The following is a 23,483-nucleotide window of genomic DNA, read 5'->3' on the forward strand; positions in this document are numbered from 1 at the left end:
CAAAAAGCCGGGCGTTTTCGTTTTCATGCCTCGTCAATTCGCTACGGCGGCAGCTCGTCATCGCCGAGCGAGGCCACGTCACGCGATGCGATCTGGCGAAGCTGGTCGTAGAGATCGGGCGCCTCGCTGGTGCAGAGGCAGACGCCTTTGGCAGATTCTGCCTCGCCGGCGTTGAGGTAGGCGTGGCCCATGGTGCTGTCGAGATAGATGCCGTCGCCCTCGCCCAGGATCTCCGGCGCGTAGAACTCGGTGTGGACGGCGACGCGTCCGCTCGTCACCAGGAAATACTCTTCGCCGGCGTGACGAAGCAGCGGACCGAATTCGTCCAGCGAGCGTGCGCGGACTTCGGCGACGATCGGCACCATGCGTTTGCCGATCAGGTCGGTGCATTGATAGGTGTAAGTGTAGAATTTCGTGTTGATCAGCTGGCCCTGCCCGGCCCGGCTGATGCTTCGGCGCGCGGTGACCGGCCGGCCCGGCGCGGGCGCCGCGACCGCGGGATTGAACAGCTCCGCGATCTCCATCTTCAGACCCGAGGTCAACTGAAGCAGCTTGTCGTAGGTCAGCGACATCAGGCCGTTCTCGACCTTTGAAAGGGTCGAGAGCGCCATGCCCGTCCGCTCCGCCACTTGCTTGAGGGTCAGGCCGCGCGCCTGACGGGCGGCCTTGAGACAATGGCCGAGCTGGGAGTTCGCGCCTTCTGATGTCGTGATCTCGCTCATGCAACAAGCCTATCACGGCGCGAGAGAAATTGTTGACCTATCCGCCTAATCTTTTCGGCCAAAACACTCCTCCCGTACAGCCTTGGCGACCATCCGGGCAGTCGGGCCAGGATTTGTGCATTAAATACCTGGATTTGACGAATATTGGTGCGCTGACGCCACTTTCCGATATGCTAAATCGTTTTCATAATCTGAAAGGGATTGGCCTTGCCTGACCTGTGCGATACCAGCGCCGTTGAGTTGTGCCGCCTGCTGGCCGCGAAGGCGATCTCGCCTGTCGAATTGCTCGACGCCTGTCTGTCGCGCATCGCCGCCGTCAATCCCGCCGTCAACGCCGTTGTCACACTGGACGAGCCGGGCGCACGCGCAGCGGCAAAGGAAGCCGAGGCGGCCATCCTGCGCGGCGAGGATCGTGGCGCCATGCACGGGCTCCCCGTCCTGATCAAAGACACGCAAGACACCGCCGGGATGCGCTCGACCTACGGCAGCCCGCTGCTCCGCGACAACGTGCCGGCCGCCGACCAGGGCTCTGTCGCGCGCTTGCGTGCCGCCGGCGCCATCATCTTCGGTAAGACCAACACACCGGAATGGGCCGCGGGCGGCAACACCCGCAATCCCGTGTTCGGCGCGACCGGCAATCCGTTCGATCCGATGCGCTCAGCGGCCGGCTCCTCCGGCGGCTCGGCGGTCGCACTCGCCTGCGGCATGGCACCCCTTGCCTCGGGCTCCGACACTGGCGGCTCCTTGCGCAATCCGGCCGGCTTCTCCGGCGTTGTCGGGATGCGCCCCTCCTACGGTCTCGTGGCAAGCGAGAAGCGCGCCTTCGGCTGGTCCAACCTGTCGACCGACGGACCGATGGCGCGCAATGTCGCCGATACCGCGCTGATGCTGTCGGTGATGGCGAGCGACGACTCACGTGATCCGCTCGCCTACACGCTGCCTGGCGAACGCGTGCGCGGACGCGCTGAGCGCTGGGCCGCGCTGCGCCCTGCAGAACTCGGCAAGCTGCGTCTCGCCTTCACCGAGGATTTCGGCTTTGCGCCGACCGAGCAAGCCATCCGCCGCGTCTTCCGCGATCGCGTCAGCAAGCTCGCGCCGTTGTTCGCCGGGAGCCGCGAGGCGACGCCCGACTGCACCGGCGCCGACGATGCCTTCGCGGTGCTGCGCGCCGGCCTGTTCCTGGCGATGCATGGCAATAACTACAAAGAGCGGCCCGAGATGCTCGGCCCGAATGTCCGCGCCAATGTCGAGGAAGGCCTGGGCTACACGCTCGAGGACCACGGGCGCGCCGCGACGACCCAGACGCGGATCTATCGCGCCTATCAAAGCTTCTTCGAAACCTGCGACGTGCTGATCAGCCCGACCATCACCCTCAGTCCGCGGCCATGGTCGGAGCTCTATCCCGCCGAGATCGACGGCGTGGCGACGAAGTCCTACTTCCACTGGCTCGCGCTCGCCTACGCCGTGACACTCCCCGGCCACCCCGCGATCAGCATTCCACTCGGCCTTGATGAAGCCGGCCTGCCGTTCGGCCTCCAGATCGTCGGTCCGCGCGGCGGCGACGCCGTCGTGCTTTCGGTCGCCGCCAGCATCGAGGCAGCATTCGCGAACGATCCGCAAATGTGCCGGCCCCTGCCCGACCTCGCACGGCTCGCCGCAGCGCCGCCGCTATCGGCCGCGCCCGGCTTCCTCACCTGGGAATAGCCCGGGAATAGATCAAACAAGCAGGCATCAACGCCGGCTCGCCGGCATCTCGGAGATCAGCATGGACGAATTGTCGAACCGCAAGACCGGCATCGTCGCCTTCGTCCTGCTCTATCTCGCTTATTGCATCTCCTACATCGACCGCGCCGCGATTTCGCTGGCGCTGGCGCAGATCGGCAAGGACTTCAATCTCCAGGCTGCCGATCTCGGTATTGTCATCAGCGCGTTCTTCTTGGGTTACGCGGCGATGCAGGTGCCCGGCGGATGGCTCTCCGACCGCTTCGGCTCGAAATACGTCGTCATTGTCACCATCGTCATGTGGTCGCTGTTCACGTCGTTCACGAGCCTTGCCTGGTCGCTGACCTCGCTGATCGCGATCCGCTTCATCTTCGGCATCGCCGAGGGCGGCTTTCCGCCGGCGAGCATCCGCGCCATCGCGGAGCTGTTCAAGAAGGACAGCCGGCCCAAAATGTCGGCGCTGCTGCTGTCGTCGAATTATGCCGGCAGCATGGTCGCACCGCTGATCATGGCGCCGCTGATCGTCTGGCTGGGCTGGCGTCACGCCTTCAATACGATCGGCATCGCCGGCATCGTCTTCGCGGTGATCTATTTCGTCTTCGTTCCGCACCTTGCGCTATCGGCGTCGGACCGGTGACGGCAAAGCCCCGCGCACCGATGCGCGAGCTCATGGCGAATCCGCTGCTGTGGCAGCTCATGGTGGTGTGGTTCGGCCTGAGCTGCGTCAACAAGGGCCTGGATTCCTGGATGCCGCTCTATCTGCTCCAGCAGCGCGGGCTCGACCTCAAGACCGTCGGCGTCGTGGCGCCGATCCCGTTCGTGATGGCGACATTCGCGACCGCAATCGGCGGCTGGGTGATGACCACGTTCTTCGCCGAGCGCGAAAAATATCTCTTGATCGGCAGCTCCGCGTTAACAGGCATCTTCCTCTACGCCATGTACAAGGCGGAGACGATCACCGCCTTGATCGTCTATCAATCGGTGGTCTATTTCTTCAAATCCTTCGTCCTGGCCTCCGTGATTGCGCTTCCGACCAAGCTGCTGCGTGACGACCAGATCGGATCGGGCATCGGCATGGTCAATCTCGGCGGCCAGAGCGCGGGCTTCGTTGCCCCCGCCATCATGGGCTTCATCGTGACGGGCACCGGATCATTCGACGCGGCCTTCGGCTTCCTGGTCGCGATGACGGCGATGTCGGTCGTCGTCGCCGCGACCATCAACACGGCGCAGCCCAAATTCACGCCGAAGCCGGCCTGACAGGAGTTTGCCGATGCAAAGCGCAATCATTCTCGGCGGCGGCATGGTGGGGGTCGGTGCTGCCGTGCATCTGCGCCAGCGCGGCTGGACGGTTACGCTGGTTGACCGCAGGGAGCCCGGCCGCGAAACCAGCTACGGCAATGCTGGCATGATCCAGGCCGAAGCCGTGCGGCCCTATCCAATGCCGCGCGACCTCGCGTCACTGCTGAACATCGCGACCGGCCGCACCAACGACGTGCGCTACAGCCTTTCCTCGCTGCATCGTCACGTCGAGCCGCTGCTTCGCTATTGGTGGCATTCGGCGCCGAAGCGGCATCGCGAAGCGATCGCGGCCTGGGCTCGCCTGATCGCCTATGCGACACCCGAGCACGATGTCCTCATCCGCGAGGCCCATGCCGATAATCTGATCCGCCGCGCCGGGTATCGCGCAGTGTTCCGCGATGCCGCGGCGCTCGACCACTCGATCAAGGAGGCGGAAGCAGACCACCGCGAGTTCGGTGTCAATTTTCGCGTGCTCTCGGGCAGCGAATTGACAAAAGCCGAGCCGATCCTGCGCAACGATCTTCCCGGCGCGATCCACTGGCTCGATACCTGGACCGTGTCCGATCCCGGCGCCCTGGTGACCGCCTATGCCGAGCTGTTCGAGCGCCTTGGCGGTCAAATCGTGCTCGGCGATGCGCAGTCGCTTCAGCAGACCGCGACCGGATGGTCCGTCAACACCGACAATGGCCGCATCGATGCCGCCAACGCCGTCGTCACGCTCGGGCCATGGTCGCCGGATCTCTTGCACAAGTTCGGCTACCGGATTCCGCTGGTGCGCAAGCGCGGCTATCACATGCACTACACCGGCGGCGCCACGCTCGATCTGCCGCTGGTCGACAAGGGCCAGGGCTACGCCATGGGACCGATGGCCAAGGGCATCCGCATCACCACAGGCGCGGAACTGACGGGCCCGGATGCGCAGGCAACGCCGGTGCAGCTTGCCAGTGCCGAAGCCTCCGCGCGCGAGCTGATCGATGTCGGCAAGCGCGCCGAACCGGAGCCGTGGTTCGGCACCCGCCCCTGCACGCCTGACATGGTGCCGGTGCTCGGGCGCGCCCCGCGACATCCCGGCCTCTGGATGAATTTTGGCCACGGCCACCAGGGCTTTACGCTGGGACCCGCCACCGGACGCCTGCTCGCGGAGATGATGAACGGCGAGACGCCGTCGATCGATCCGACGCCGTACCGGCCGGAGCGGTTCTAGCCGTCCGACCTCGCGGCCAAAACGGCCTTGATGCGCCGGGTGTCTTCCGGCGTCGCCGGGTTGTAAACCACCATGCCGAGATCGGGCCGGCCGTCGACCGCAAAAGCCGAATATTCGAACGCGATCGGGCCGAGCACGGGATGGCGCAGATGCTTGACGCCCTCGCCATGAGAGCGGACGTCATTGTCGGCCCATAGCTTTGCGAATTCGGGGCTCTCGCGGCACATCTCGTCGACGAATTCGGCGACATGCGAGACCGCGCCTGCGCGCGCCGCATCCGCGCGGAACGCAGCGACCACGAAGCGCGCGACCTTGTCCCAATCATATTGGGCAGCGCGCACCCGCGGCTCGCAGAAGATCAGGCGCAGGATGTTGCGCTGTTTGGGCAACAGCGAGGAATAGTCGGTCAGCACGATGGTCGCCGCGCGATTCCAGGCGACGACGTCCCAGATCATCGTCCTGATGATGGCGGGGCTCGTCTCCAGCGCATCGAGCACGCGCTGGAGACGTGGCGAGACGCCTTCGCTTGCCTGGTAGCGCACCTCTGGCGGGTGGCCGAGCCCGATCAGGAACAGGTGCTCGCGCTCGACGTCGGTCAGCATCAGCGCACGCGCGATCCGGTCGAGCACATCGGCTGACGGCGCGCCGCCCCGGCCCTGCTCCAGCCAGGTGTACCAGGTCGGGCTGATATTGGCCCGCAGCGCCACCTCCTCGCGCCGCAGCCCCGGGGTACGCCTTCGGCTGCCGCCAAAGCCGAAAGCGGCCGCGTCGAGCCTGATACGGCGGTCCTTCAGATAGGTCCCGAGCAGATTGTCGCTGGTGGTCTCGCTCATCCCGTTAGCTATTATACCCTGATAACATCACTACTTTACCCGGATAATCCTAACGCAGATGCTGGCTCCAACCAACTGGAGACCTGCTCATGCATGTATTCGTCACTGGCGCCACCGGCTTCGTAGGCTCCGCCGTCGCTGCCGACCTGATCGCGGCCGGTCACAGCGTCACTGGCCTCGCCCGCTCCGACGCGGGCGCCGCCGCCCTCACTGCAATGGGTGCCAAGGTCCGTCGCGGCTCGTTGGAGGACCTCGCGTCCTTGCGCAGCGGCGCGGCCGCCTCAGACGGCGTGCTGCACCTCGGCTTCAACCACGACTTCTCCAAATTCGCCGAGAATTGCGAGCTCGACCGCCGCGCCATTCTGGCGCTCGGCGAAGAGCTCAAGGGCTCCGAGCGCCCGCTCATCGTCACCTCAGGCGTTGCGCTGCTCGCACCCGGGCGGCTCGCGACCGAGGACGATGCAGCAGCTCGCCACTTTCCGCGCGTCTCGGAAGCAACTGCCGAGGACCTGATGAAGCAAGGCGTGCGCGCCGGCATCGTCCGGCTGCCGCCCACCACCCATGGCGAAGGCGACCACGGTTTCGTCCCTCGCTTGATCGCGATCGCGCGCGAGAAAGGCGTGGCCGCCTATATCGGCGAGGGCAACAACCGCTGGCCGGCCGCGCATCGCATCGATGCCGCGCGCGTCTACCGCCTTGCGCTCGAGCAAGGCGCATCCGCGCGTCGCTATCACGCCATCGCCGAGGAAGGCGTGCCGTTCAAGCTGATTGCCGAGGTGATCGGCAAGAGGCTCGGCGTGCCCGTGGTCTCGAAATCCGCAGAGGAAGCCGAGGCGCATTTCGGCTGGTTCGCACGCTTTGCGCCCGTCGACGTGCCGACGTCCAGCGCGAAGACGCGCGCGGCTCTCGGCTGGGAGCCGAAAGAAAAAGGGCTGATCGAGGATCTCGACCAGCCCTATTACTTCAAGGTTTAACGGCGCAGCGCGCCGTTAAATCCGGCTAGTCCGTCGTGACGGCGGTTTCCATGTCGGTCGGATCGATCTGCTGGGCCAGCCGCGCGTTGAGCTTGTCGCGATCGAGCTCGCCCTCCCACCAGGCGACGATCACGCAGGCGACGCCATTGCCGCAGAGATTGGTCAGCGCACGGCACTCGCTCATGAACTTGTCGATGCCGAGCACGATCGCCATGCCCGGCACGAGGCGCGGATCGACCACCGCCAGCGTCGCCGCCAGCGTGATGAAGCCCGCGCCGGTAATGCCGGACGCGCCTTTCGAGGTCAGCATCGCCACGACCAGGATCGTGAGCTGCTGGCTGAAGGTAAGGTCGTAGCCGAGCGCCTGCGCGATGAACAGCGTCGCCAGCGTCATATAGATGTTGGTGCCGTCGAGATTGAATGAATAGCCCGTCGGCACCACGAGGCCGACCACCGACTTCGAGCAGCCGAGCCGCTCCAGCTTCTCCATCAAGGTCGGCAGCGCGCTTTCGGAGGACGAGGTACCGAGCACGACCAACAATTCGTCCTTGATGTAGGCCAGGAACTTGAAGATCGAGAAGCCCGCGATCCGCGCGATGATGCCGAGCACGACGAACACGAACAACGCGGCGGTCAGGTAGAACGTCGCGATCAGGCCCATCAGGTTGAGGATCGCACCGGTACCGAACTTGCCGATGGTGAAGGCCATCGCGCCGAAGGCACCGAGCGGCGCTGCGCGCATCACGATGGAGATGACGCCGAACACCGCGTGCGCGGCGTCGTCGATGAAGCTGCGGATCACGTGGCCGCGGTCGCCGAGGCCCATGATGGCGAAGCCGAACAGCACCGAGAACAACAGCACTTGCAGGATCTCGCCTTGCGCGAAGGCGCCGACCACGGTGTCGGGAATGATATGGAGGATGAAGTCGACCGACTTCTGGGCTTCCGCCTGCTTGGCAAAGTTGGCAACGGCATTTGCATTGGCCGCCGCGCTGCCGAAGCCCGCGCCCGGTTTGATTACGTTGCCAATGATGAGGCCGATGATCAGCGCGAATGTCGACACGACCTCGAAATAGACCAGTGCCTTGACACCGATGCGCCCGACCTTCTTGGCATCCTGGATGTGCGCGATACCGGAGACCACTGTGCAGAAGATGATCGGAGCGATCACCATCTTGATCAGCTTGATGAAGCCGTCGCCGAGCGCCTTGATCCAGTCATTGGTGGCGACGGACGGCCACAGCCAGCCGACGATGGCGCCGAGCACGATGGCGATCAGCACCTGGACATAGAGAACTTTATACCATGGCTTGGCGGCAACAGGTGCAGCCGGCGCGCCAGCCATCGTTGTCGTTGTCATTGTTTCACTCCCCCTCAAAAGCTCAGAGCCAGCCAAGATCAACTTGGCCGGCCCTGTCAATTGGAACATTCCGTGACGCGAAATCTAGCCGCGACGGTCGACGATCCGACGCGCCGCCGGCACCAGCGCAGCGCCGAGCGCGTTCTTGATGATTGAGGCCGCGATGAACGGCGCGACACCGACCACCCAGGCCTTGGTTCCGCCGAGGCCAATGCCATAGGCGAGCCAACCGAAGCCGGCGATGAAGATGACGACATGGCCGACCGCCATTGCCGCGAACAGCAGCACGACATTGCGATCCCAGCCGCGTTCGGCGAGCCAGCCCGTAATGAAGGCGGCAGCCACGAAGCCATGGAGATAGCCGGCGGTCGGGCCGACCAGCGGTGCAATTCCACCGACAGGGCCAGCGAACACCGGCAGCCCCATCGCGCCTTCAGCGAGGTAAGCGATCATGGTTGCGCTGCCAAGGCGCCAGCCATACGTCGCGCCGATCGTCAGCACGACCAGCGTCTGCAGCGTCATGGGCACATAAGGCAGCGGCAGGTTCACCTTGGCTGATAGCGCCATCAATGCGGAGCCGAGCGTAACAAGCACGAAAGCGCGCAAATGCCCGACGGCTTCGCCGGGCCGGGCGGGCCACATCACTGCGGCAAGAGGAGAACGCGACGTGGCGGCGGGCTGGACAGTTCGGTCAGACAAGATGCACTCCGGAAGGCTAGCAAAAACTGGCGGCTATTTAAGCCAGTGAGCGATCCGGTCAACTGCCTCCTGCATCTCCTGACGCGAGCGCGCATAAGAGAATCGGATGAACGAGCGGCCGTGAACGGGATCGAAATCGACGCCCGGTGTGGCCGCAACATGGGCCTTCTCCAGCATCTGCTTGGCGAAGTCGAAACTGTCGGAGGTGAAATCCGAGACATCGGCATAGAGGTAGAACGCGCCATCCGCCGGCAGGAACTTGGCGAGGCCCGCCTTGGGCAATCCCTCGATCAGGATGCGCCGGTTCTCCTGATAGCCATGCTTGATCTCCTCCATCTCGGCCGCGCCGTCGAAGGCAGCCTCCGCCGCGATCTGCGAGAGCGAGGGCACCGAGATCGAAAGGTTCTGCTGCAGCCGCTCGATCGGGCGCACCAGAATGTCCGGCACGACCATCCAGCCGACGCGCCAGCCCGTCATGCAAAAATACTTCGAGAACGAGTTGATCACGAGCGCATGGTCGGACAGCGCTGCCGCCGTCACTGCAGGAAACGCGTAATCGAGCCCGTGATAGATCTCGTCGGAGATGAAGCGAATGCCGGCATCTTCGGCGGCGGCGATCAGACCGGTCAGCGCCTCGCGGGACATCATCGTTCCCGTCGGATTGGCGGGGCTTCCGACCAGCACGCCCTTCAACGGCGCCTTGCGATGGGCGGCGAGCAGCGCCTCGCCGGTGAGCGCGTGGCGCGTCTCGTTGGTGGTCTCGATCAACACCGGCTCGCAGCCGAGCGCGGTGAGGATGTGCCGATACGGCGGATAGCCCGGCACCGTGACGGCGACGCGATCGCCGGGCTCGAACATCGACAGGAAAGCTAGAATGAAACCGCCGGAGGAGCCGGTGGTCACCACGATCCTGTCCGGGCTGACGGTACAGCCATAGGCGTCGCGATAATGACGCGCGATGCGCTCACGAAGACTGGGAATGCCGAGCGCCGAGGTGTAATCGATCCGCCCCGTCGCAAGCGCGGCCTGAGCGGCCGCAATCGCGGTCTTCGGCGCGCCGGTTGCGGGCTGGCCGACCTCCATGTGAATGACATGGCCGCCGGCAGCCTCCATGCGGGCCGCCGCGGCCATCACGTCCATCACCATGAACGGGGGAACATCGCTGCGGCGGGAGGGCTCGAGCCATTGCCCCACCCGGTTCCTTAATGTCGCATCGTGCATTGAATTCTGCTATTTCGCTGGCGAACCGGTCCGTTCGGGCCGGAAAACAGGGCGCTTGCGCCCCAGACTAGCCGCATTATACGGCTCATAAGGGCATATCGCGTATCCGGTCCGCCGCCAATCGCCAAAACCAATCACAAAACTGCATCCAAGTCCGCTTGCAAGCCCGTTTGATGTTGCTCCAGATCGCATTGCGCAAGAAGGCCTCCGCCCTCACCGCCCTCATTACGGCGACTGCAATCGCGTTGCTGCCGATCCCGGCGGCGCAGGCGCAGGAAGGCCGCGGGCCGCCGACCCTGCGCGACTCGGAAACCGAGCAGCTGCTGCGCGAATATACGCGCCCGATCCTGCGCGTTGCCGGTCTGGAGAGGCAGAACATCCAGATGGTGATCATCAACGACAACTCGTTCAACGCGTTCGTCGCCGATGGCCGCCGCATCTTCGTCAATTACGGCGCCATCCTGCAGTCGGAGACGCCGAACCAGCTCATCGGCGTGCTTGCGCACGAAACCGGGCATCTGGCCGGCGGCCATCTGGCCAAGATGCGCGAGCAGCTCGCCAGCGCGCAGACGCAGATGATCATCGCCATGCTGCTCGGCGCAGGCGCCATGGCGGCGGGCGCCAGCCGCGGCGGCAACAACGGCAATAACGGCCTGGCCAATGCCGGCGCGGCTGCGGTTGCCGGACCGCAGGAGATGATCCGCCGCTCGCTACTGTCCTATCAGCGCCAGCAGGAAGAGAACGCCGACCGCGCCGGCGTGAAATTCCTGACCGCGACGCAGCAATCGCCGAAGGGCATGTACGAGACCTTCAAGCGCTTCACCAGCGAAAGCCTGTTCGCAGCGCGCGGCGCCGATCCCTATCTGCAGTCGCACCCGATGCCCGCAGAGCGCGTCGCATCGCTCCAGGAATTCGCCAGTACCAGTCCCTATTGGGACAAGAAGGACGATCCCGCGCTCCAGCTCCGCCATGATATGGTGCGCGCCAAGATCTCCGCCTTCATGGAGCGGCCGGAAGTGGTCTATCGCCGCTACCCCCTGACCAATGACAGCCTGCCAGCGCGCTATGCCCGCGCCATCAGCACCTATCTGCATGGCGACTTGCGCAGCGCCCTCGCCCAGATCGATGCCCTGATCGCGGTCCAGCCCAACAACCCGTATTTCTACGAGGTGCGCGGCCAGGCCCTTCTGGAGAGCGGCAAACCCGCCGATGCGATTGCGCCCCTGCGCAAGGCCGTCGCGCTTTCCAACAATTCGGCCCTCATCGAGATGTTACTTGGGCAGGCTCTGGTTGGAACCGATAATAAGGCCTACACGGACGACGCCATCAAGATTCTCCGTGCAGCGGTGGCGCGCGAGCCCGAGGCGCCGATTGGCTTCACCCAGCTCGCGATGGCCTATGGCCGGAAGGGAGACTATGCCGAGGCGGATCTCGCCTCCGCCCAGGCCGCTTATCTGCGCGGCGACAACAAGACCGCTCGCGAACTCGCCACGCGCGCGAAAACCCGTTTCGCCGTCGGCACGCCCGGATGGGTCAAGGCCGACGACATCGTGGCATCGAAGCCGCCACGGAACTAGAACGACGCCTGATCACGCGATTGACCGCTTTGACGTCACGACACCACCATTAAGTCCGCCGGGACGTTATTTCGAAACCTGCTCTGGATAAGAGGATTTGCCAATGCCTTCGCTGCGCCTGCTTGCTCCCGCACTGTTTGCGCTCGCCATCTTCGGCGCAACGGGACCGGCTTCGGCCGAGAGCTTCTCGGATGCCCAGCGCACCGACATAGAGGCGATCATCAAGAACTACCTCGTCACCCACCCCGAGGTGCTCGAGGAGGCCATGACCGAGCTCAGCAAGCGGCAGGCCGCGGCAGAGAGCGAGAAGCACGAAGCCAGCATCGCCCAGAACTCGGATGCGATCTTCAACTCGCCGCGCCAGGTCGTGCTCGGCAACAAGGACGGCGACGTCACCTTCGTCGAGTTCTTCGATTACAATTGCGGCTACTGCAAGCGCGCGATGAGCGACATGCTCGACCTGATGAAGTCCGATCCCAAGCTGAAGGTCGTGCTCAAGGAATTTCCGGTCCTGAGCCAGGGTTCGGTCGAAGCCGCGCAGGTCGCGGTTGCAGTGCGCATGCAGGATCCCTCCGGCAAGAAGTATCTCGATTTCCACCAGAAGCTGCTCGGCGGTCGCGGTGCGGCCGACAAGGCGCGCGCCATGCAGGCGGCCAAGGAAGCCGGCCTCGACACCGCGAGGATCGAGAAGGACATCCAAAGCCCCGAGGTGCGCGCCACCATCGAGGAGAACTTCAAGCTGGCCGAAGCGATGGGCATGAACGGCACGCCGAGCTACGTGATCGGCAAGCAGATCGTGGTCGGCGCCGTCGGCCTCGACGGCCTCAAGGAAAAGATCGGCGTCGCCCGCTGCGGCAAAGCGACTTGCTGAGAGGCGACCTGCTGATCACGTATTCTACAATTCACGCGCGCAACGAGGCCGGCTGAGAAGCCGGCCTTTTTCGTTGGCCAAGCTCAGCACGAATCCTGGCGTGAATCCGGCGCGAACGTTCATCCCGCATTTAGGAAACAAATGCCGGGGAACAGCAGATGTTCCGGAACAAGTGACACCTCCTCCCGTTGTCGGCGCGGGCAATGACGCAAAGAAACACGTGAGGAGAAATTCGATGTCGAACCGCTTTATGATCTCGGTTGCCGCACTCGCGCTGATCGCAGGCACGGGTCTGGCGAACGCACAAGGCACGATGAAGAACGACACCGGCGCCGGCGCGCAGCCGACGCAGCACTCGCAGCCATCGGGCGGCGCTGAGCACGGCACCATGGGCAAGGAATCCGCAAGCCCGCAGAAGGGCACGGTGGGTCAGGCCGGCGGCTCCATGAAGCAAGGCGAAGAGAAGTCGTCTGGTGCGATGGAGAAATCCGGCACCGCGGAGAAATCCGGCGGGATGGAAAAGTCCGGCGCAATGAACAAGAACGCGGCTGAAGAAAAGGCCGGCGCGGCGAAGGGTGAACACGCCCAGAGCGCACAGGACAAGTCGACGCAGGACAAGTCCAAGAGCATGAGCTCTGACTCGACCACCAAGTCCGACAGCAAGAACATGAAGGCTGAGGACAACAAGGCCGGCACTGCCGCCAAGAGCAACAATGCCGAGAACCGTCCGGCTACGACCGACAGCAAGTCGCAGACGACGACCGGCAACGCCGCCACCTCGGCGACCGCTGCGCCGCCGGCGGAGAAGCGCACCCAGATCGTCTCGGCGATCAAGTCCCAGAAGATTGAAGAGACGACGAACGTCAACTTCAATATTGCGGTCGGCACGACGATTCCGGCGTCCGTCCACTTCCACCCGCTCCCGCAGCGGATTGTCGAAATCTACCCGGAATGGCGCGGCTATGACGTGATCTTCGTGCACGGCCAGTACATTATTGTCCGTCCGCAGACGCGCGAGATCGTCTACATCATCGAAGGCTAACCAGCTTCGCCGATGCCCAAATGAGCCCCTGCCGAGCCATCGGCAGGGGCTTTTGGCCTATGGGGCATCCGTCCCCACCCGCCTGGGACCGCAGCCACGATTGGAACTGGTTAACAAGCAATTTCCGTAGTTTCCGCACAGATTTTTGCACGCTGGATGAGGTGCCTGAAGCCCTCGCCAAGGCCCTTCAAGGCTTCCCCTAGGTCACTTTGTTACCTATAACCCCCGCCACGCCGAAACACCTTTCCGGGATTGGAATGGCCGAACCAGCAACCGACACGATCCTCGTTCTCAACGGACCGAACCTCAACATGTTGGGGACACGGGAGCCGGAGAAGTATGGCCATGCCACGCTGGCCGACGTCGAGAAACTGTGCCGTGAGACCGCGGCGAGCTTCGGCCTCAAGGCCGACTGCCGGCAGTCCAACCGCGAAGGCGAGCTGATCGACTTCATCCACGAGGCACATGGGCGCAAGATGAAGGGCATCATCATCAACGCCGGCGGCTATTCGCACACCTCGATCGCGCTGCACGACGCGCTGCTCGCGGTACAGATCCCGACGGTCGAAGTGCACGTGACCAACATCCACGCCCGCGAGAGCTTCCGTCACCACTCCTACACCGCGCGCGCGGCCTTCGCCTCGCTCTGCGGCTTCGGCATCGAGGGCTACCGCCTCGCCATCCAGGGCCTTGCCGCCAAGCTCGGCATCAAGCCCAAAGCCTGACGCCCCCTCTTCACCCAGAACATTCGGATCAAAGAACATGGCGCGCCAGCCAGACGACAAAGCAGCCGCAAAGTTTTCCAGTGACGATTCCGCGCTCGTCCGCGAGCTCGCTTTGCTGCTCGACGAGACCAGCCTCACCGAGATCGAGATCGAGCGCGCCGGCCTGCGCCTGCGCGTTGCCCGCAACATCAGCGTCGCCGCGACCATGCCGATGCCGGTCGCAGCCGCTGCGCCCGCGATTGTCGCAGCACCGGCCGCTGCGCCTGCTCCTTCTGGCGCGGACATGTCGAAACATCCGGGCGCCGTGACTTCTCCGATGGTCGGGACTGCCTATTGGGCGCCGGAGCCAGGCGCCAAGCCGTTCGTCGAGGTCGGCTCCAAGGTCTCGGTCGGCCAGACCCTGCTGATCATCGAAGCGATGAAGACCATGAATCAGATCCCCTCGACCCGAGCCGGCACCGTGACGCAGATCCTGGTCGAAGACGGCCAGCCGGTCGAGTTCGGCGAGCCGCTGGTCATCATTGAATAAGCGAGTGGCGACTTTCGCCCGCTGAGGCACCATGTTCGACAAGATCCTCATAGCCAATCGCGGCGAGATCGCCCTTCGCATCCTGCGGGCCTGCAAGGAGCTCGGGATTGCAACCGTCGCCGTGCACTCCACCGCCGACGCCGACGCCATGCATGTGCGCCTGTCGGACGAGAGCGTCTGCATCGGGCCGCCGCCGTCAAAGGACAGCTATCTCAACGTTCCCGCGCTGCTTGCGGCCTGCGAGATAACAGGCGCGGACGCCGTGCATCCCGGCTACGGCTTCCTGTCGGAGAACGCGCGCTTCGCCGAGATTCTCGGCGAGCACAATCTGCAATTCATCGGCCCCAAGGCCGAGCACATTCGCCTGATGGGCGACAAGATCGAGGCCAAGAAGACCGCCAAGCGGCTTGGCATCCCCGTGGTGCCCGGCTCCGACGGTGCGGTCGGTCCCAACGACGACGCGATGGCGATCGCGAAGAAGATCGGCTTTCCCGTGCTGGTGAAGGCGGCCGCCGGCGGCGGTGGCCGCGGCATGAAGGTCGCACAGAGCGAGGCGGATCTGCAGATTGCGCTCTCGACGGCGGCCAACGAGGCGAAATCCGCCTTCGGCGACGCCTCCGTCTACCTGGAAAAGTACCTGCAGAAGCCGCGTCACATCGAGATTCAGATCCTCGGCGACGGCCGCGGCGGCGCGATCCATCTCGGCGAGCGCGACTGCTCGCTGCAGCGCCGTCACCAGAAGGTCTGGGAGGAAGGCCCCTCGCCCGTGCTGGCTGCGGCCGCGCGCGCCAAGATCGGCGAGACCTGCGCCAAGGCGATGCGTGAGATGAAATATCTCGGCGTCGGCACCATCGAGTTCCTCTACGAGGACGGGGAGTTCTATTTCATCGAGATGAACACGCGCATCCAGGTCGAGCATCCCGTCACCGAGAGCATCACCGACATCGACCTCGTGCTGGAGCAGATCCGCATCGCCGCAGGCGGCGAGCTGCCGGCCAGGCAGGACGAGATCCAGATCATCGGCCACGCCATCGAGTGCCGCATCAACGCCGAGAACCCGGAGACTTTCCGTCCCTCGCCGGGCCGCATCACGCAATATCACCCGCCCGGGGGGCTGGGCGTCCGCATCGATTCGGCGGTCTATCAGGGCTACACGATCCCGCCCTATTACGACTCGCTGGTCGGCAAGCTGATCGTCCACGGCAAGACCCGCGCCGAATGCCTGATGCGCCTGCGCCGGGCGCTGGACGAGATGGTGGTGGAAGGGATCGAGACCACGCTGCCGCTATTCCGCGACCTGGTCCGCCAGGACGACATCATCAACGGCGACTACCACATCCACTGGCTGGAACAGTACCTCGCCGGCAAGACGGAACCGGCCGGGAAATAATCGTTGGCCTTCAGGGAACCCCTTGGCCCCCATCGCGTTTTGGACGGTGGGCTAGTTCCAAGGGGGCGTTTTGATTTCCAGATATGATCGAGCGAGATTGTCGTGACCGCCGAGGGGCAGCGACGTCGCGCATTTTGGCAGATCCTGCTGTTCGCAGCCGGCCTCGTCGTGCTGACCGCGATCAGTGCAGGGTCGGTCTATCTCGTCAACAAGGCCCGCGGCGACAATAAATGGGTCGTTCATACCTTGGAGGTGGAGAACCAGCTGAACGCGCTGCTGCTCGAATTGCGGCGGGCCGAGAGCGGCGCGCGCGGCTATCTCCTGACTCAGGGCGAGAACTTCAAGGCCGACCACGAAAAGGCTGTCGCGGAAATCGTGCCCGCGCTGGACAGGATCACGCGCTTGACCGGAGACAATCCGGCTCAGCGCGAGAGCATCGAGAAGCTCAGCGCGGCAATCGAGACCCGGCTTGGTCAGTTCGCTCAGGAGATGGAGTTCGTCCGGCAGGGCCAGCTCGACAAAGCCGCCGCGCTGGTGCGCGAGGCCGCCGCTGCCAATACCACGAGCACGATCAGCCGCGAGGCAAACGCGATGATCCGCGAGGAGGAGCGCCTGTTCCGCCTCCGCTCGGTCAACGCCGACAACAGCCAGACGCTCGCTGCATCGCTCACCGGCATCGGCTCCGGCCTCGTCGTCGTCCTGGCATTGGTCTCGATCTGGCTGGTGCGGCGTTCGGCGCGCAGCCGCGACGAGGCCGAGGCACGGCTGCGCGATTCCAACGTCAACCTGGAAGCCACTGTCGACGAGCGCACCGCAGACCTGCGTGAAGCCAACGACGAGATCCAGCGCTTTGCCTATATCGTCAGCCATGACCTGCGCTCGCCGCTGGTCAACATCATGGGCTTCACCAGCGAGCTCGAGGAATTGGGCAAGGACATCTTCCGACGGATCGGAGGGCTCACGGGCGTGCCGGCAGGCGGCCCGCCGCTCGATGTTGCAGAGGTCCCCCTTGAGGACGCTGACAAGCAGATGTCGGCGGACTTTTCCGAAGCGCTCGGCTTCATCAAATCCTCGATCGCCCGGATGGATCGGCTGATCTCGGCGATCCTCAACCTCACCCGCGAGGGCCGGCGCGAGTTTCAGCCGGAACGCATCGACACGCGCGATTTCATCGAGGCCATCGTCTCCTCGCTGGCGCACCAGGCGGCCGAAGCCCAGGCCGAGATCCACATCGAGCCGCTGCCGAATATTGTCAGTGACCGCCTTGCGCTGGAACAGATCTTCTCCAATCTGATCGATAACGCGATCAAGTACCTCAAGAACGGGGTTCCCGGCGAGATCAGAATTCGCGGGCGGACCAAACTCGGCTACGCTATCTTCGAAATCAGCGATAACGGCCGCGGTATCGATCCTAGGGATCATCAGCGGATTTTCGACCTGTTCCGGCGGGCGGGAACCCAGGACAAGCCCGGTCAGGGCATCGGTCTTGCCCATGTACGTGCACTTGTGCGCCGCCTCGGCGGCACCATGTCGGTATCGTCGGAACTGAACGCGGGCAGCACGTTCACGATCACGCTGCCCATCAATTGGAATGCGAGCAACCGGAACGCGGATCGATGACATTGCCAGTCACCATCATCATGATCGAGGACGACGAGGGCCACGCCAGGCTGATCGAGCGCAATATCCGCCGCTCCGGCGTCAACAACGAGATCCTCTCCTTCACCAACGGCACCTCGGCGATGAAGCATCTGTTCGGCCCCGACGGCACCGGGCTCGCCCAGAAGGGCAACGCGCTCCTGATCCTGCTCGACCTCAACCTTCCCGACATGAGCGGCATCGATATCCTGAAGCAGATCAAGGAAAACAAATATCTCAAGGCCTCGCCCGTGGTGGTGCTCACCACCACCGACGACAGCCAGGAGATCAAGCGCTGCTACGAACTCGGCTGCAACGTCTACATCACCAAACCCGTCAACTACGAGAATTTCGCCAACGCCATCCGGCAGCTCGGCCTGTTCTTCTCGGTCATCCAGGTCCCGCCCGCCGCCACATGACCCAGCGCACGCCAACCCTGCTCTACATCGACGACGACGACGCGCTGGCGCGCCTGGTCGACCGCGGCCTGACGCGGCGCGGCTACAAGGTCGTTCATGCCGCGAGCGGCGAGGAAGGCCTTGAGCGCATCCGCAACGCGGCAGTACAGGGCTGCATCGATGTCGTGGCGCTCGACCAGTACATGCCGGGTCTCGACGGGCTCGATACGCTCGAGCAGATCATGGCGATCCCGGACGCCCCGCCCGTGGTCTTCGTCACGGCCTCGCAGGATTCCAGCATCGCCGTCACCGCGCTGAAAGCGGGCGCGGCGGACTATCTGGTCAAGGACGTCAAGGGCGACTTCATTCCGCTGCTGCATGTCGCGGCCGAAGGCGCGCTGCGCCAGGCCGAGTTGCAACGCGCGCGTGAGGAAGCCGAGGCCGAGATCCACGCCTCGCGCGACCGCTACGCCGCGCTTGCCGCCGAACGCGAGCTGCTCTTGCGCGAGGTCAATCACCGCGTCGGCAATTCGCTCCAGATCATCGCTTCGCTGCTGCATCTTCAGGCCAGCTCCGCCGCACAGGACGAGGTCAAGGCCGCGCTCACCAACGCGATGGGCCGCGTCGCCGCCGTCGCCCAGGTGCACCGCCGCCTCTACACCTCGCAGGATCTGAAGAGCGTGATGCTCAACCAGTATCTGGACTCCCTGCTCGAGGACCTCCGCCGCTCCGCCGAGGGCAACCGGATGTCGCGCCTGACGGTGAAGGCCGAGCCGATCGAGATCGACCCCGATCGCGCCGTCGCCGTCGGCATCATCGTCAACGAGCTGGTGATGAACGCGGTGAAATACGCCTATCCCGATGGCGCGGGCCCCATTCATGTCGAGCTGACCTCGAAGGGCGAGGATCTCGTGCTGTCGATCACCGACGACGGCGTCGGCGATGCCGTCAAGGCCGATCCGCGCTCCACCGGCATGGGCCAGCGCATCGTCGCGGCCATGGCTTCCAAGCTCGACGCCAACGTCGAGCGCGATCCCAACCATTCCGGAACCCGCATCATCCTGCGGTTCCGCCGCACGCCCGAAGCTCCCGGCAAAGCGAACACCGCTGCGGCGGGCTGATGCGCCCGTTCGCGCCCGTCGCACCGGCGTTGCGATCCTGCTATTGTCGTAATCATGACTTCGCGCGACTCCGCCTCGTCTGAAATCACGCCGGCCGTGCTGCTGCGGGCCTATGCCTGCGGCATCTTTCCGATGGCCGAGAGCGCCGAGGATCCGACCCTGTTCTGGGTCGAGCCGGAAATGCGCGGCGTGATCCCGCTCGATGGGTTTCGCGTCGCCTCGCGCCTGGCGCGCACCGTGCGCTCGGATGCGTTCCGCGTCACCGTCAACACCGCGTTCAAGGCAACCATCGCCGGCTGCGCCGCGCCGCAAGCGGGCCGCGAGGACACCTGGATCAACAAGCGCATCCGCGACCTCTATGGCGGCCTCTACGAGCTCGGCCATTGCCACAGCGTCGAGGCCTGGCAGGGCGACGATCTCGTCGGCGGTCTCTATGGCGTGAGCCTGGGGCGCGCCTTCTTCGGCGAGAGCATGTTCCACACAGCGCGCGATGCCTCCAAGGTCGCGCTGGTGCATCTGGTCGCGCGGCTGATCCATGGCGGCTTCGAACTGCTCGACACGCAATATGTCACCGAGCATCTGAAGAGTTTTGGTGCGGTCGAAATCTCGCGGCGGCGCTACACCGCGCTGCTCGACAAGGCGCTCGCCGGCGAGCCCGGCGATTTCCTGAGACTGTCTGGCGGTGCTGCGATCCCGGGCGCGCGCGCACTCGAGATCATCGCCTCGCGGCAGTAAATCAGCCCTACCGGCTGCCAAACCCGGGAATACCGAACAGGCCAGGCCGCTGCTCCGGCGGCGGAGGTGGCGGCGGGGCTGGCTGCGGCGGTGGCGGCAGAGGCTGCGGTGGACGCTGCTGCACGGCCTGCTTGGGCGCGGACCTCTTCTGCGCGGCAGGCGGAGGCGGCGGCGCGGCCGGCTTGGTCGCGGGATCAGGCGCCGCGGTCGCAATGGTCTGCTGCGGCTCTTTGCAGTCGGTCAGCCAGATGTCGTAGATCGGGTGCTCGACGCCGTGCAGGCCGGGGCTCGCAGCATACATCCAGCCGGAGAAAATTCGCTTCACCTCGCCCTGCAAGGTGATCTCGTCGACCTCGACGAACGCATCGGTGTTGGCGGCTTCGGTCGCGGGCCGTGTGTAGCAGGCATCCGTCTTCACCCGCAGCGCGCCGAACTGCACGGTCTCGCCGATATCCTCGTCGAAATTGATGATGCGCCCGGTGATCTTGTCGAGGCCGGAGAAGGTCGCCTTCTTGTTCACGATCTTCTGGGCCGGCGGCTCGGTGACGACCTCGTCGCCCGGCTGCAGGCTCGCCGGCGCCTGCGGCACGGCGCCCTGCTGGGTCCCGCCCTTCTGCTGCGGCTGGCGCTGGCCCGGAGCTGCGCCCGGCTGGGCAGGTCCTCCCGGGGGAGCGACCGCCACGGCCGGCGGCTGGTTCTGGGGCGCAACGGTCGTGCCCGGCGGCGGCGCCAGCGGCTGGGTCTCGACTGGTCCGGGCATGGCATTGCCCTGGCGCGGCATCGGGCGCGACGGCAGCACGCGGCCCTGGGGCGGCAGCTCGGGCACCTCTTCGTCGTCGTCGGGGGTCGGCGCCGGTTGCGGCTGCCCGCCACGGGGAATGGTCCCCGGCGGCCGCAGCGGCGGCGGATCGGAGAAGATCGTGCCGATCTGCGCCTGCACCGGCGTTGCAACCGTCAGCGCGGTGGCAGCCAGCAGCGCCGCAAGGCCTGTCAGGGTGAAGGTTTTGAACATCTCGCGCGGCTTCAACAGCGAATCGGGCTTGTTGGACATTCTACAGGGGATACCGCCGCTCGCAGGCCAACCGGTTAACACGGCGAATACGGCGGGGAAAGGGCGGCATTCCTGCCCCGCCCGCCGCCGGCTGGCCATCCCGGTCCACCGATGGGATAGTTGGAGGCCTCTCCCCGGGGCCGAAGCGGGCATCGTCCCGGAAACGACGTCCAACGATAACCAGAAACCTCAGGTTCCCCCATGCCCATCGTGCTCGATCCCGATGCCGCCGCCATCTACAAAGCGTTCCAGGACGCCGGCCGCCCCGCCTACGAGACGCTGACGGCAGCAGAGGCGCGCGCCTATTACCTCCAGGCCCGCCTGGTCACCAATCCCGAGCCGCCCGAGCTGGCCCGCGTCGCGCCGCTGTCGATCCCGGCTCCCCATGGCACGATCCCCGCACGCATCTACGTCCCGAAGCAGCCGCGGCTCCAGAACGGCCTGGCGCCCGCGCTGGTTTTCTTCCATGGCGGCGGCTGGGTGATCGGCGACCTCGACAGCCACGACGTGGCCTGCCGGCAGCTTGCTGATGCAGGCGCGCTGATCGTGATCGCGATCGACTACCGCCTCGCGCCCGAGCATAAATTTCCGGCCGCCGCCGATGATGCGGTTGCCGCGACCAAATGGATCGCCGCGAATGCGCGCGAGCTCGACATCGACCCAGCGCGGCTTTCGATCGGCGGCGACAGCGCCGGCGGCAATCTCGCAGCCGTCGTCGCGCTGGCCGCGCGCGACGGCAACGGCCCCAAGCTCGCGGGCCAGGTGCTGATCTATCCCGCCGTCGATTTCGCCATGACGCACGGCTCGCACAGCGAGCCCGAGACCAGCGTGCTGCTGACGCATTCGGTGATCCGCTGGTTCCGCGACCATTATCTCAACGGGGCCGCCGACATCCATGACTGGCGCGCCTCGCCTGCGCGCGCCGAAAACCTTGCCGGCCTGCCGCCGGCCTATGTGCTCACCGCCGGTGCCGATCCCCTGCGCGACGAAGGCGACGAATACGCCGCGCGCCTGAAGCAGGCCGGCGTGCCCGTGACCACCAGGCACTTCCCCGGCCAGTTCCACGGCTTCTTCACCATGGGCAAATTGCTGCAACAGGCCAATGTTGCCGTGAGCGAGATCGGCGCATGGTTGAAGACATTGGGCTGACAAAGCCATCATCCTGATGTCTTCAGCGCTTCGATCCATCTTCACCCTTCCGCTGCGCAGCCTGAGCTGGCTCGGCAGTCAGGGTACGCGCGCCGTCGCTGCAATCGTGTTCATCGCCGCAGCCGTGCCGCCGCTCGGCGCGTTGCTGCGTCCCTACGTCACCGAGGCAATCCTCGTCCTGCTCTGCATTTCCTTCATGCGGGTCGATCTCACGGCGCTCTATGGCCATCTGCGCCGGCCGGCGCTGGTGGCGACGGCCACCGCCTGGACCACGATCGGCGTGCCTGTCATCGTTGGCCTCGTCGCACACGCAACCGGTCTCACCGACCGCGCGCCCGGCCTGGCGCTGGCGCTGATGCTGCAGAGCATGGCCTCGCCGATGATGGCCTCTCCGGCGCTCGCAGCCCTGATGGGCCTCGACGCGACGCTGGTGCTGGTCACGCTGGTGACCGCAACCGCGATCGTGCCGTTCACCGCCTCGCTGTTTGCAAGCCTGTTTCTCGGTGGCATGCTCAGCATCTCCCCGCTCACGCTCGGACTGAAATTACTCGGCGTCCTCGCAGCATCGCTGCTGGCAGCGACGATCATCCGCCGGCTGTTCGGCACGGAGGCGATCCAGCGCCACAAGCAGCCGATCGACGGCTTCAACATCATCATCCTCTTCGTCTTCGCGTCAGCGATCATGGGCGACGTCGTCGGCGATCTGATGGCACAACCGGTCTTCACCATCAGCCTCGCAGCCCTGTCCTTCGCGATCTATTTCACGCTGCTCGCGGTCACGACGGTGCTGTTCCGCCGCATTGGCACTGAGCGCGCGTTGGCGCTCGGCCTGATGGTGTCACAGCGCAATCTCGGCCTGATGCTGGCGGCGACATCAGGCGCGCTGCCGCCGACGACCTGGCTCTATTTCGCGATGACGCAGTTTCCGATCCACCTGTCGCCGTACTTGCTGACGCCGATCGCGCGGCGGCTGACGCGGACGGACATCTCAGCCCCCGCGGTTGTGGCCGAAAAGCTGGAGGCCCGGCCGTGACCTTCAGCGCGCGAAGTAAAATAGTCCGAAAAACACGACGACCATAAACACCAGTTCGACGCCGGACAGGGCTTTGTCGATAGTATTGTAGGTTCTTGGAAAGCGCCGCCTCGCGACTTGCCCAAGGCAAAATGCAGTCATCGCAAGTGTGACGAACAAGACCAAGCCGATCGATTTCGTCCACATGATG

The 23,483-nt window shown here is 64.9% G+C and carries 24 protein-coding genes; 17 read left to right on the plus strand and 7 right to left on the minus strand.

The genetic code is table 11. The features are described 5' to 3' along the window. Positions 1-41: 41 nt before the first annotated feature. The gene (locus tag L6639_RS00510) at positions 42-722 is read right to left on the minus strand and encodes a helix-turn-helix domain-containing protein (RefSeq protein WP_237858033.1); all 681 of its coding nucleotides are present in this window, start codon (positions 720-722) and stop codon (positions 42-44) included. A gap of 207 nt (positions 723-929) precedes the next feature. Here L6639_RS00510 and L6639_RS00515 point away from each other — a divergent pair, with 207 nt between their 5' ends. From L6639_RS00515 to L6639_RS00525, 4 genes are all read left to right on the plus strand, one after another. Further along, positions 930-2,426, plus strand: coding sequence for an amidase (locus L6639_RS00515; protein ID WP_237858034.1), 1,497 nt, complete (start codon positions 930-932; stop codon positions 2,424-2,426). A 61-nt stretch (positions 2,427-2,487) separates the two neighbouring features. Further along, the gene (locus L6639_RS43015) at positions 2,488-3,081 is read left to right on the plus strand and encodes an MFS transporter (RefSeq protein ID WP_276576220.1); all 594 of its coding nucleotides are present in this window, start codon (positions 2,488-2,490) and stop codon (positions 3,079-3,081) included. Beyond that, on the plus strand, positions 3,078-3,701 hold the full coding sequence (locus tag L6639_RS43020) for an MFS transporter (RefSeq protein ID WP_338076514.1): 624 nt from the start codon (positions 3,078-3,080) through the stop codon (positions 3,699-3,701). The genes L6639_RS43015 and L6639_RS43020 overlap by 4 nt, the downstream gene beginning before the upstream one ends. Positions 3,702-3,714: 13 nt before the next feature. Further along, positions 3,715-4,947 (plus strand): NAD(P)/FAD-dependent oxidoreductase, encoded by a 1,233-nt coding sequence (locus L6639_RS00525; protein WP_237858036.1) that lies wholly within the window; start codon positions 3,715-3,717, stop codon positions 4,945-4,947. Here L6639_RS00525 and L6639_RS00530 read toward each other — a convergent pair. Next, positions 4,944-5,780: a helix-turn-helix transcriptional regulator gene (locus tag L6639_RS00530; RefSeq protein ID WP_237858038.1), complete on the minus strand. Its 837-nt coding sequence runs from the start codon at positions 5,778-5,780 to the stop codon at positions 4,944-4,946. The two genes, L6639_RS00525 and L6639_RS00530, sit on opposite strands and share 4 nt — an antisense overlap. 89 nt (positions 5,781-5,869) lie before the next feature. Here L6639_RS00530 and L6639_RS00535 point away from each other — a divergent pair, with 89 nt between their 5' ends. Next, a complete protein-coding gene (locus L6639_RS00535) occupies positions 5,870-6,754 on the plus strand; it encodes an SDR family oxidoreductase (protein ID WP_237858040.1) in 885 nt (294 codons plus the stop codon). A gap of 25 nt (positions 6,755-6,779) precedes the next feature. On the opposite strand, the gene L6639_RS00540 is transcribed toward L6639_RS00535, so the two are convergent. The 3 genes from L6639_RS00540 to L6639_RS00550 form a co-directional block, all read right to left on the minus strand. Continuing rightward, positions 6,780-8,114, minus strand: coding sequence for a dicarboxylate/amino acid:cation symporter (locus L6639_RS00540; RefSeq protein ID WP_237858042.1), 1,335 nt, complete (start codon positions 8,112-8,114; stop codon positions 6,780-6,782). An 84-nt stretch (positions 8,115-8,198) separates the two neighbouring features. Then, a complete protein-coding gene (locus tag L6639_RS00545) occupies positions 8,199-8,756 on the minus strand; it encodes a biotin transporter BioY (RefSeq protein WP_237859372.1) in 558 nt (185 codons plus the stop codon). A gap of 90 nt (positions 8,757-8,846) precedes the next feature. After that, on the minus strand, positions 8,847-10,034 hold the full coding sequence (locus tag L6639_RS00550; RefSeq protein ID WP_237858047.1) for a pyridoxal phosphate-dependent aminotransferase: 1,188 nt from the start codon (positions 10,032-10,034) through the stop codon (positions 8,847-8,849). 173 nt (positions 10,035-10,207) lie between these two features. Between L6639_RS00550 and L6639_RS00555 the strand changes: the two genes are divergently transcribed. From L6639_RS00555 to aat, 10 genes are all read left to right on the plus strand, one after another. Then, on the plus strand, positions 10,208-11,611 hold the full coding sequence (locus L6639_RS00555; protein ID WP_237858050.1) for a M48 family metalloprotease: 1,404 nt from the start codon (positions 10,208-10,210) through the stop codon (positions 11,609-11,611). Between the two features lie 103 nt (positions 11,612-11,714). Then, entirely contained in the window at positions 11,715-12,482 is a 768-nt protein-coding gene (locus L6639_RS00560) for a DsbA family protein (protein WP_237858052.1), read from the plus strand. A 235-nt stretch (positions 12,483-12,717) separates the two neighbouring features. Continuing rightward, positions 12,718-13,524, plus strand: coding sequence for a DUF1236 domain-containing protein (locus tag L6639_RS00565; protein WP_237859374.1), 807 nt, complete (start codon positions 12,718-12,720; stop codon positions 13,522-13,524). A 257-nt stretch (positions 13,525-13,781) separates the two neighbouring features. Further along, a complete protein-coding gene (aroQ, locus tag L6639_RS00570; protein WP_237858053.1) occupies positions 13,782-14,249 on the plus strand; it encodes a type II 3-dehydroquinate dehydratase in 468 nt (155 codons plus the stop codon). A 37-nt stretch (positions 14,250-14,286) separates the two neighbouring features. Beyond that, positions 14,287-14,778, plus strand: a complete 492-nt coding sequence (gene accB, locus L6639_RS00575) for an acetyl-CoA carboxylase biotin carboxyl carrier protein (RefSeq protein WP_237858055.1) — start codon at positions 14,287-14,289, stop codon at positions 14,776-14,778. Between the two features lie 31 nt (positions 14,779-14,809). Further along, entirely contained in the window at positions 14,810-16,168 is a 1,359-nt protein-coding gene (accC, locus tag L6639_RS00580) for an acetyl-CoA carboxylase biotin carboxylase subunit (RefSeq protein ID WP_237858057.1), read from the plus strand. 102 nt (positions 16,169-16,270) lie between these two features. Then, on the plus strand, positions 16,271-17,788 hold the full coding sequence (locus L6639_RS00585) for a sensor histidine kinase (protein ID WP_237858060.1): 1,518 nt from the start codon (positions 16,271-16,273) through the stop codon (positions 17,786-17,788). Beyond that, the gene (locus L6639_RS00590) at positions 17,785-18,225 is read left to right on the plus strand and encodes a response regulator (RefSeq protein ID WP_237858063.1); all 441 of its coding nucleotides are present in this window, start codon (positions 17,785-17,787) and stop codon (positions 18,223-18,225) included. The genes L6639_RS00585 and L6639_RS00590 overlap by 4 nt, the downstream gene beginning before the upstream one ends. Beyond that, on the plus strand, positions 18,222-19,325 hold the full coding sequence (locus tag L6639_RS00595) for a sensor histidine kinase (protein WP_237858065.1): 1,104 nt from the start codon (positions 18,222-18,224) through the stop codon (positions 19,323-19,325). Before L6639_RS00590 ends, L6639_RS00595 begins: the two co-directional genes overlap by 4 nt. A 54-nt stretch (positions 19,326-19,379) precedes the next feature. Further along, entirely contained in the window at positions 19,380-20,060 is a 681-nt protein-coding gene (gene aat, locus L6639_RS00600) for a leucyl/phenylalanyl-tRNA--protein transferase (RefSeq protein ID WP_237858070.1), read from the plus strand. Between the two features lie 7 nt (positions 20,061-20,067). On the opposite strand, the gene L6639_RS00605 is transcribed toward aat, so the two are convergent. Further along, positions 20,068-21,111 carry a DUF2155 domain-containing protein gene (locus L6639_RS00605; RefSeq protein WP_237858073.1) on the minus strand — a complete coding sequence of 348 codons (1,044 nt, stop codon included), beginning with the start codon at positions 21,109-21,111 and terminating at the stop codon, positions 20,068-20,070. A 201-nt stretch (positions 21,112-21,312) separates the two neighbouring features. Here L6639_RS00605 and L6639_RS00610 point away from each other — a divergent pair, with 201 nt between their 5' ends. Continuing rightward, positions 21,313-22,260, plus strand: coding sequence for an alpha/beta hydrolase (locus L6639_RS00610; RefSeq protein WP_237858075.1), 948 nt, complete (start codon positions 21,313-21,315; stop codon positions 22,258-22,260). Between the two features lie 16 nt (positions 22,261-22,276). Continuing rightward, positions 22,277-23,293 carry a Na+-dependent transporter gene (locus tag L6639_RS00615; protein ID WP_237858076.1) on the plus strand — a complete coding sequence of 339 codons (1,017 nt, stop codon included), beginning with the start codon at positions 22,277-22,279 and terminating at the stop codon, positions 23,291-23,293. 3 nt (positions 23,294-23,296) lie between these two features. On the opposite strand, the gene L6639_RS00620 is transcribed toward L6639_RS00615, so the two are convergent. Then, entirely contained in the window at positions 23,297-23,479 is a 183-nt protein-coding gene (locus L6639_RS00620) for a hypothetical protein (protein WP_237858079.1), read from the minus strand. Between the last annotated feature and the right edge of the window lie 4 nt (positions 23,480-23,483).

It is taken from the genome of Bradyrhizobium zhengyangense (assembly GCF_022012555.1).
Taxonomy (GTDB): Bacteria; Pseudomonadota; Alphaproteobacteria; order Rhizobiales; family Xanthobacteraceae; genus Bradyrhizobium; species Bradyrhizobium zhengyangense.

What these genes read in the sequence shown, in the direction of transcription:
- L6639_RS00510 (WP_237858033.1), bottom strand. Translation starts at nt 722, where the DNA reads ATGAGCGAGATCACGACATCAGAAGGCGCGAACTCCCAGCTCGGCCAT.
- L6639_RS43015 (WP_276576220.1), top strand. Translation starts at nt 2,488, where the DNA reads ATGGACGAATTGTCGAACCGCAAGACCGGCATCGTCGCCTTCGTCCTG.
- L6639_RS00525 (WP_237858036.1), top strand. Translation starts at nt 3,715, where the DNA reads ATGCAAAGCGCAATCATTCTCGGCGGCGGCATGGTGGGGGTCGGTGCT.
- L6639_RS00530 (WP_237858038.1), bottom strand. Translation starts at nt 5,780, where the DNA reads ATGAGCGAGACCACCAGCGACAATCTGCTCGGGACCTATCTGAAGGAC.
- L6639_RS00535 (WP_237858040.1), top strand. Translation starts at nt 5,870, where the DNA reads ATGCATGTATTCGTCACTGGCGCCACCGGCTTCGTAGGCTCCGCCGTC.
- L6639_RS00540 (WP_237858042.1), bottom strand. Translation starts at nt 8,114, where the DNA reads ATGACAACGACAACGATGGCTGGCGCGCCGGCTGCACCTGTTGCCGCC.
- L6639_RS00545 (WP_237859372.1), bottom strand. Translation starts at nt 8,756, where the DNA reads ATGTGGCCCGCCCGGCCCGGCGAAGCCGTCGGGCATTTGCGCGCTTTC.
- L6639_RS00550 (WP_237858047.1), bottom strand. Translation starts at nt 10,034, where the DNA reads ATGCACGATGCGACATTAAGGAACCGGGTGGGGCAATGGCTCGAGCCC.
- L6639_RS00555 (WP_237858050.1), top strand. Translation starts at nt 10,208, where the DNA reads ATGTTGCTCCAGATCGCATTGCGCAAGAAGGCCTCCGCCCTCACCGCC.
- L6639_RS00560 (WP_237858052.1), top strand. Translation starts at nt 11,715, where the DNA reads ATGCCTTCGCTGCGCCTGCTTGCTCCCGCACTGTTTGCGCTCGCCATC.
- L6639_RS00565 (WP_237859374.1), top strand. Translation starts at nt 12,718, where the DNA reads ATGTCGAACCGCTTTATGATCTCGGTTGCCGCACTCGCGCTGATCGCA.
- aroQ (WP_237858053.1), top strand. Translation starts at nt 13,782, where the DNA reads ATGGCCGAACCAGCAACCGACACGATCCTCGTTCTCAACGGACCGAAC.
- accB (WP_237858055.1), top strand. Translation starts at nt 14,287, where the DNA reads ATGGCGCGCCAGCCAGACGACAAAGCAGCCGCAAAGTTTTCCAGTGAC.
- accC (WP_237858057.1), top strand. Translation starts at nt 14,810, where the DNA reads ATGTTCGACAAGATCCTCATAGCCAATCGCGGCGAGATCGCCCTTCGC.
- L6639_RS00590 (WP_237858063.1), top strand. Translation starts at nt 17,785, where the DNA reads ATGACATTGCCAGTCACCATCATCATGATCGAGGACGACGAGGGCCAC.
- L6639_RS00595 (WP_237858065.1), top strand. Translation starts at nt 18,222, where the DNA reads ATGACCCAGCGCACGCCAACCCTGCTCTACATCGACGACGACGACGCG.
- aat (WP_237858070.1), top strand. Translation starts at nt 19,380, where the DNA reads ATGACTTCGCGCGACTCCGCCTCGTCTGAAATCACGCCGGCCGTGCTG.
- L6639_RS00605 (WP_237858073.1), bottom strand. Translation starts at nt 21,111, where the DNA reads ATGTCCAACAAGCCCGATTCGCTGTTGAAGCCGCGCGAGATGTTCAAA.
- L6639_RS00610 (WP_237858075.1), top strand. Translation starts at nt 21,313, where the DNA reads ATGCCCATCGTGCTCGATCCCGATGCCGCCGCCATCTACAAAGCGTTC.
- L6639_RS00615 (WP_237858076.1), top strand. Translation starts at nt 22,277, where the DNA reads ATGTCTTCAGCGCTTCGATCCATCTTCACCCTTCCGCTGCGCAGCCTG.
- L6639_RS00620 (WP_237858079.1), bottom strand. Translation starts at nt 23,479, where the DNA reads ATGTGGACGAAATCGATCGGCTTGGTCTTGTTCGTCACACTTGCGATG.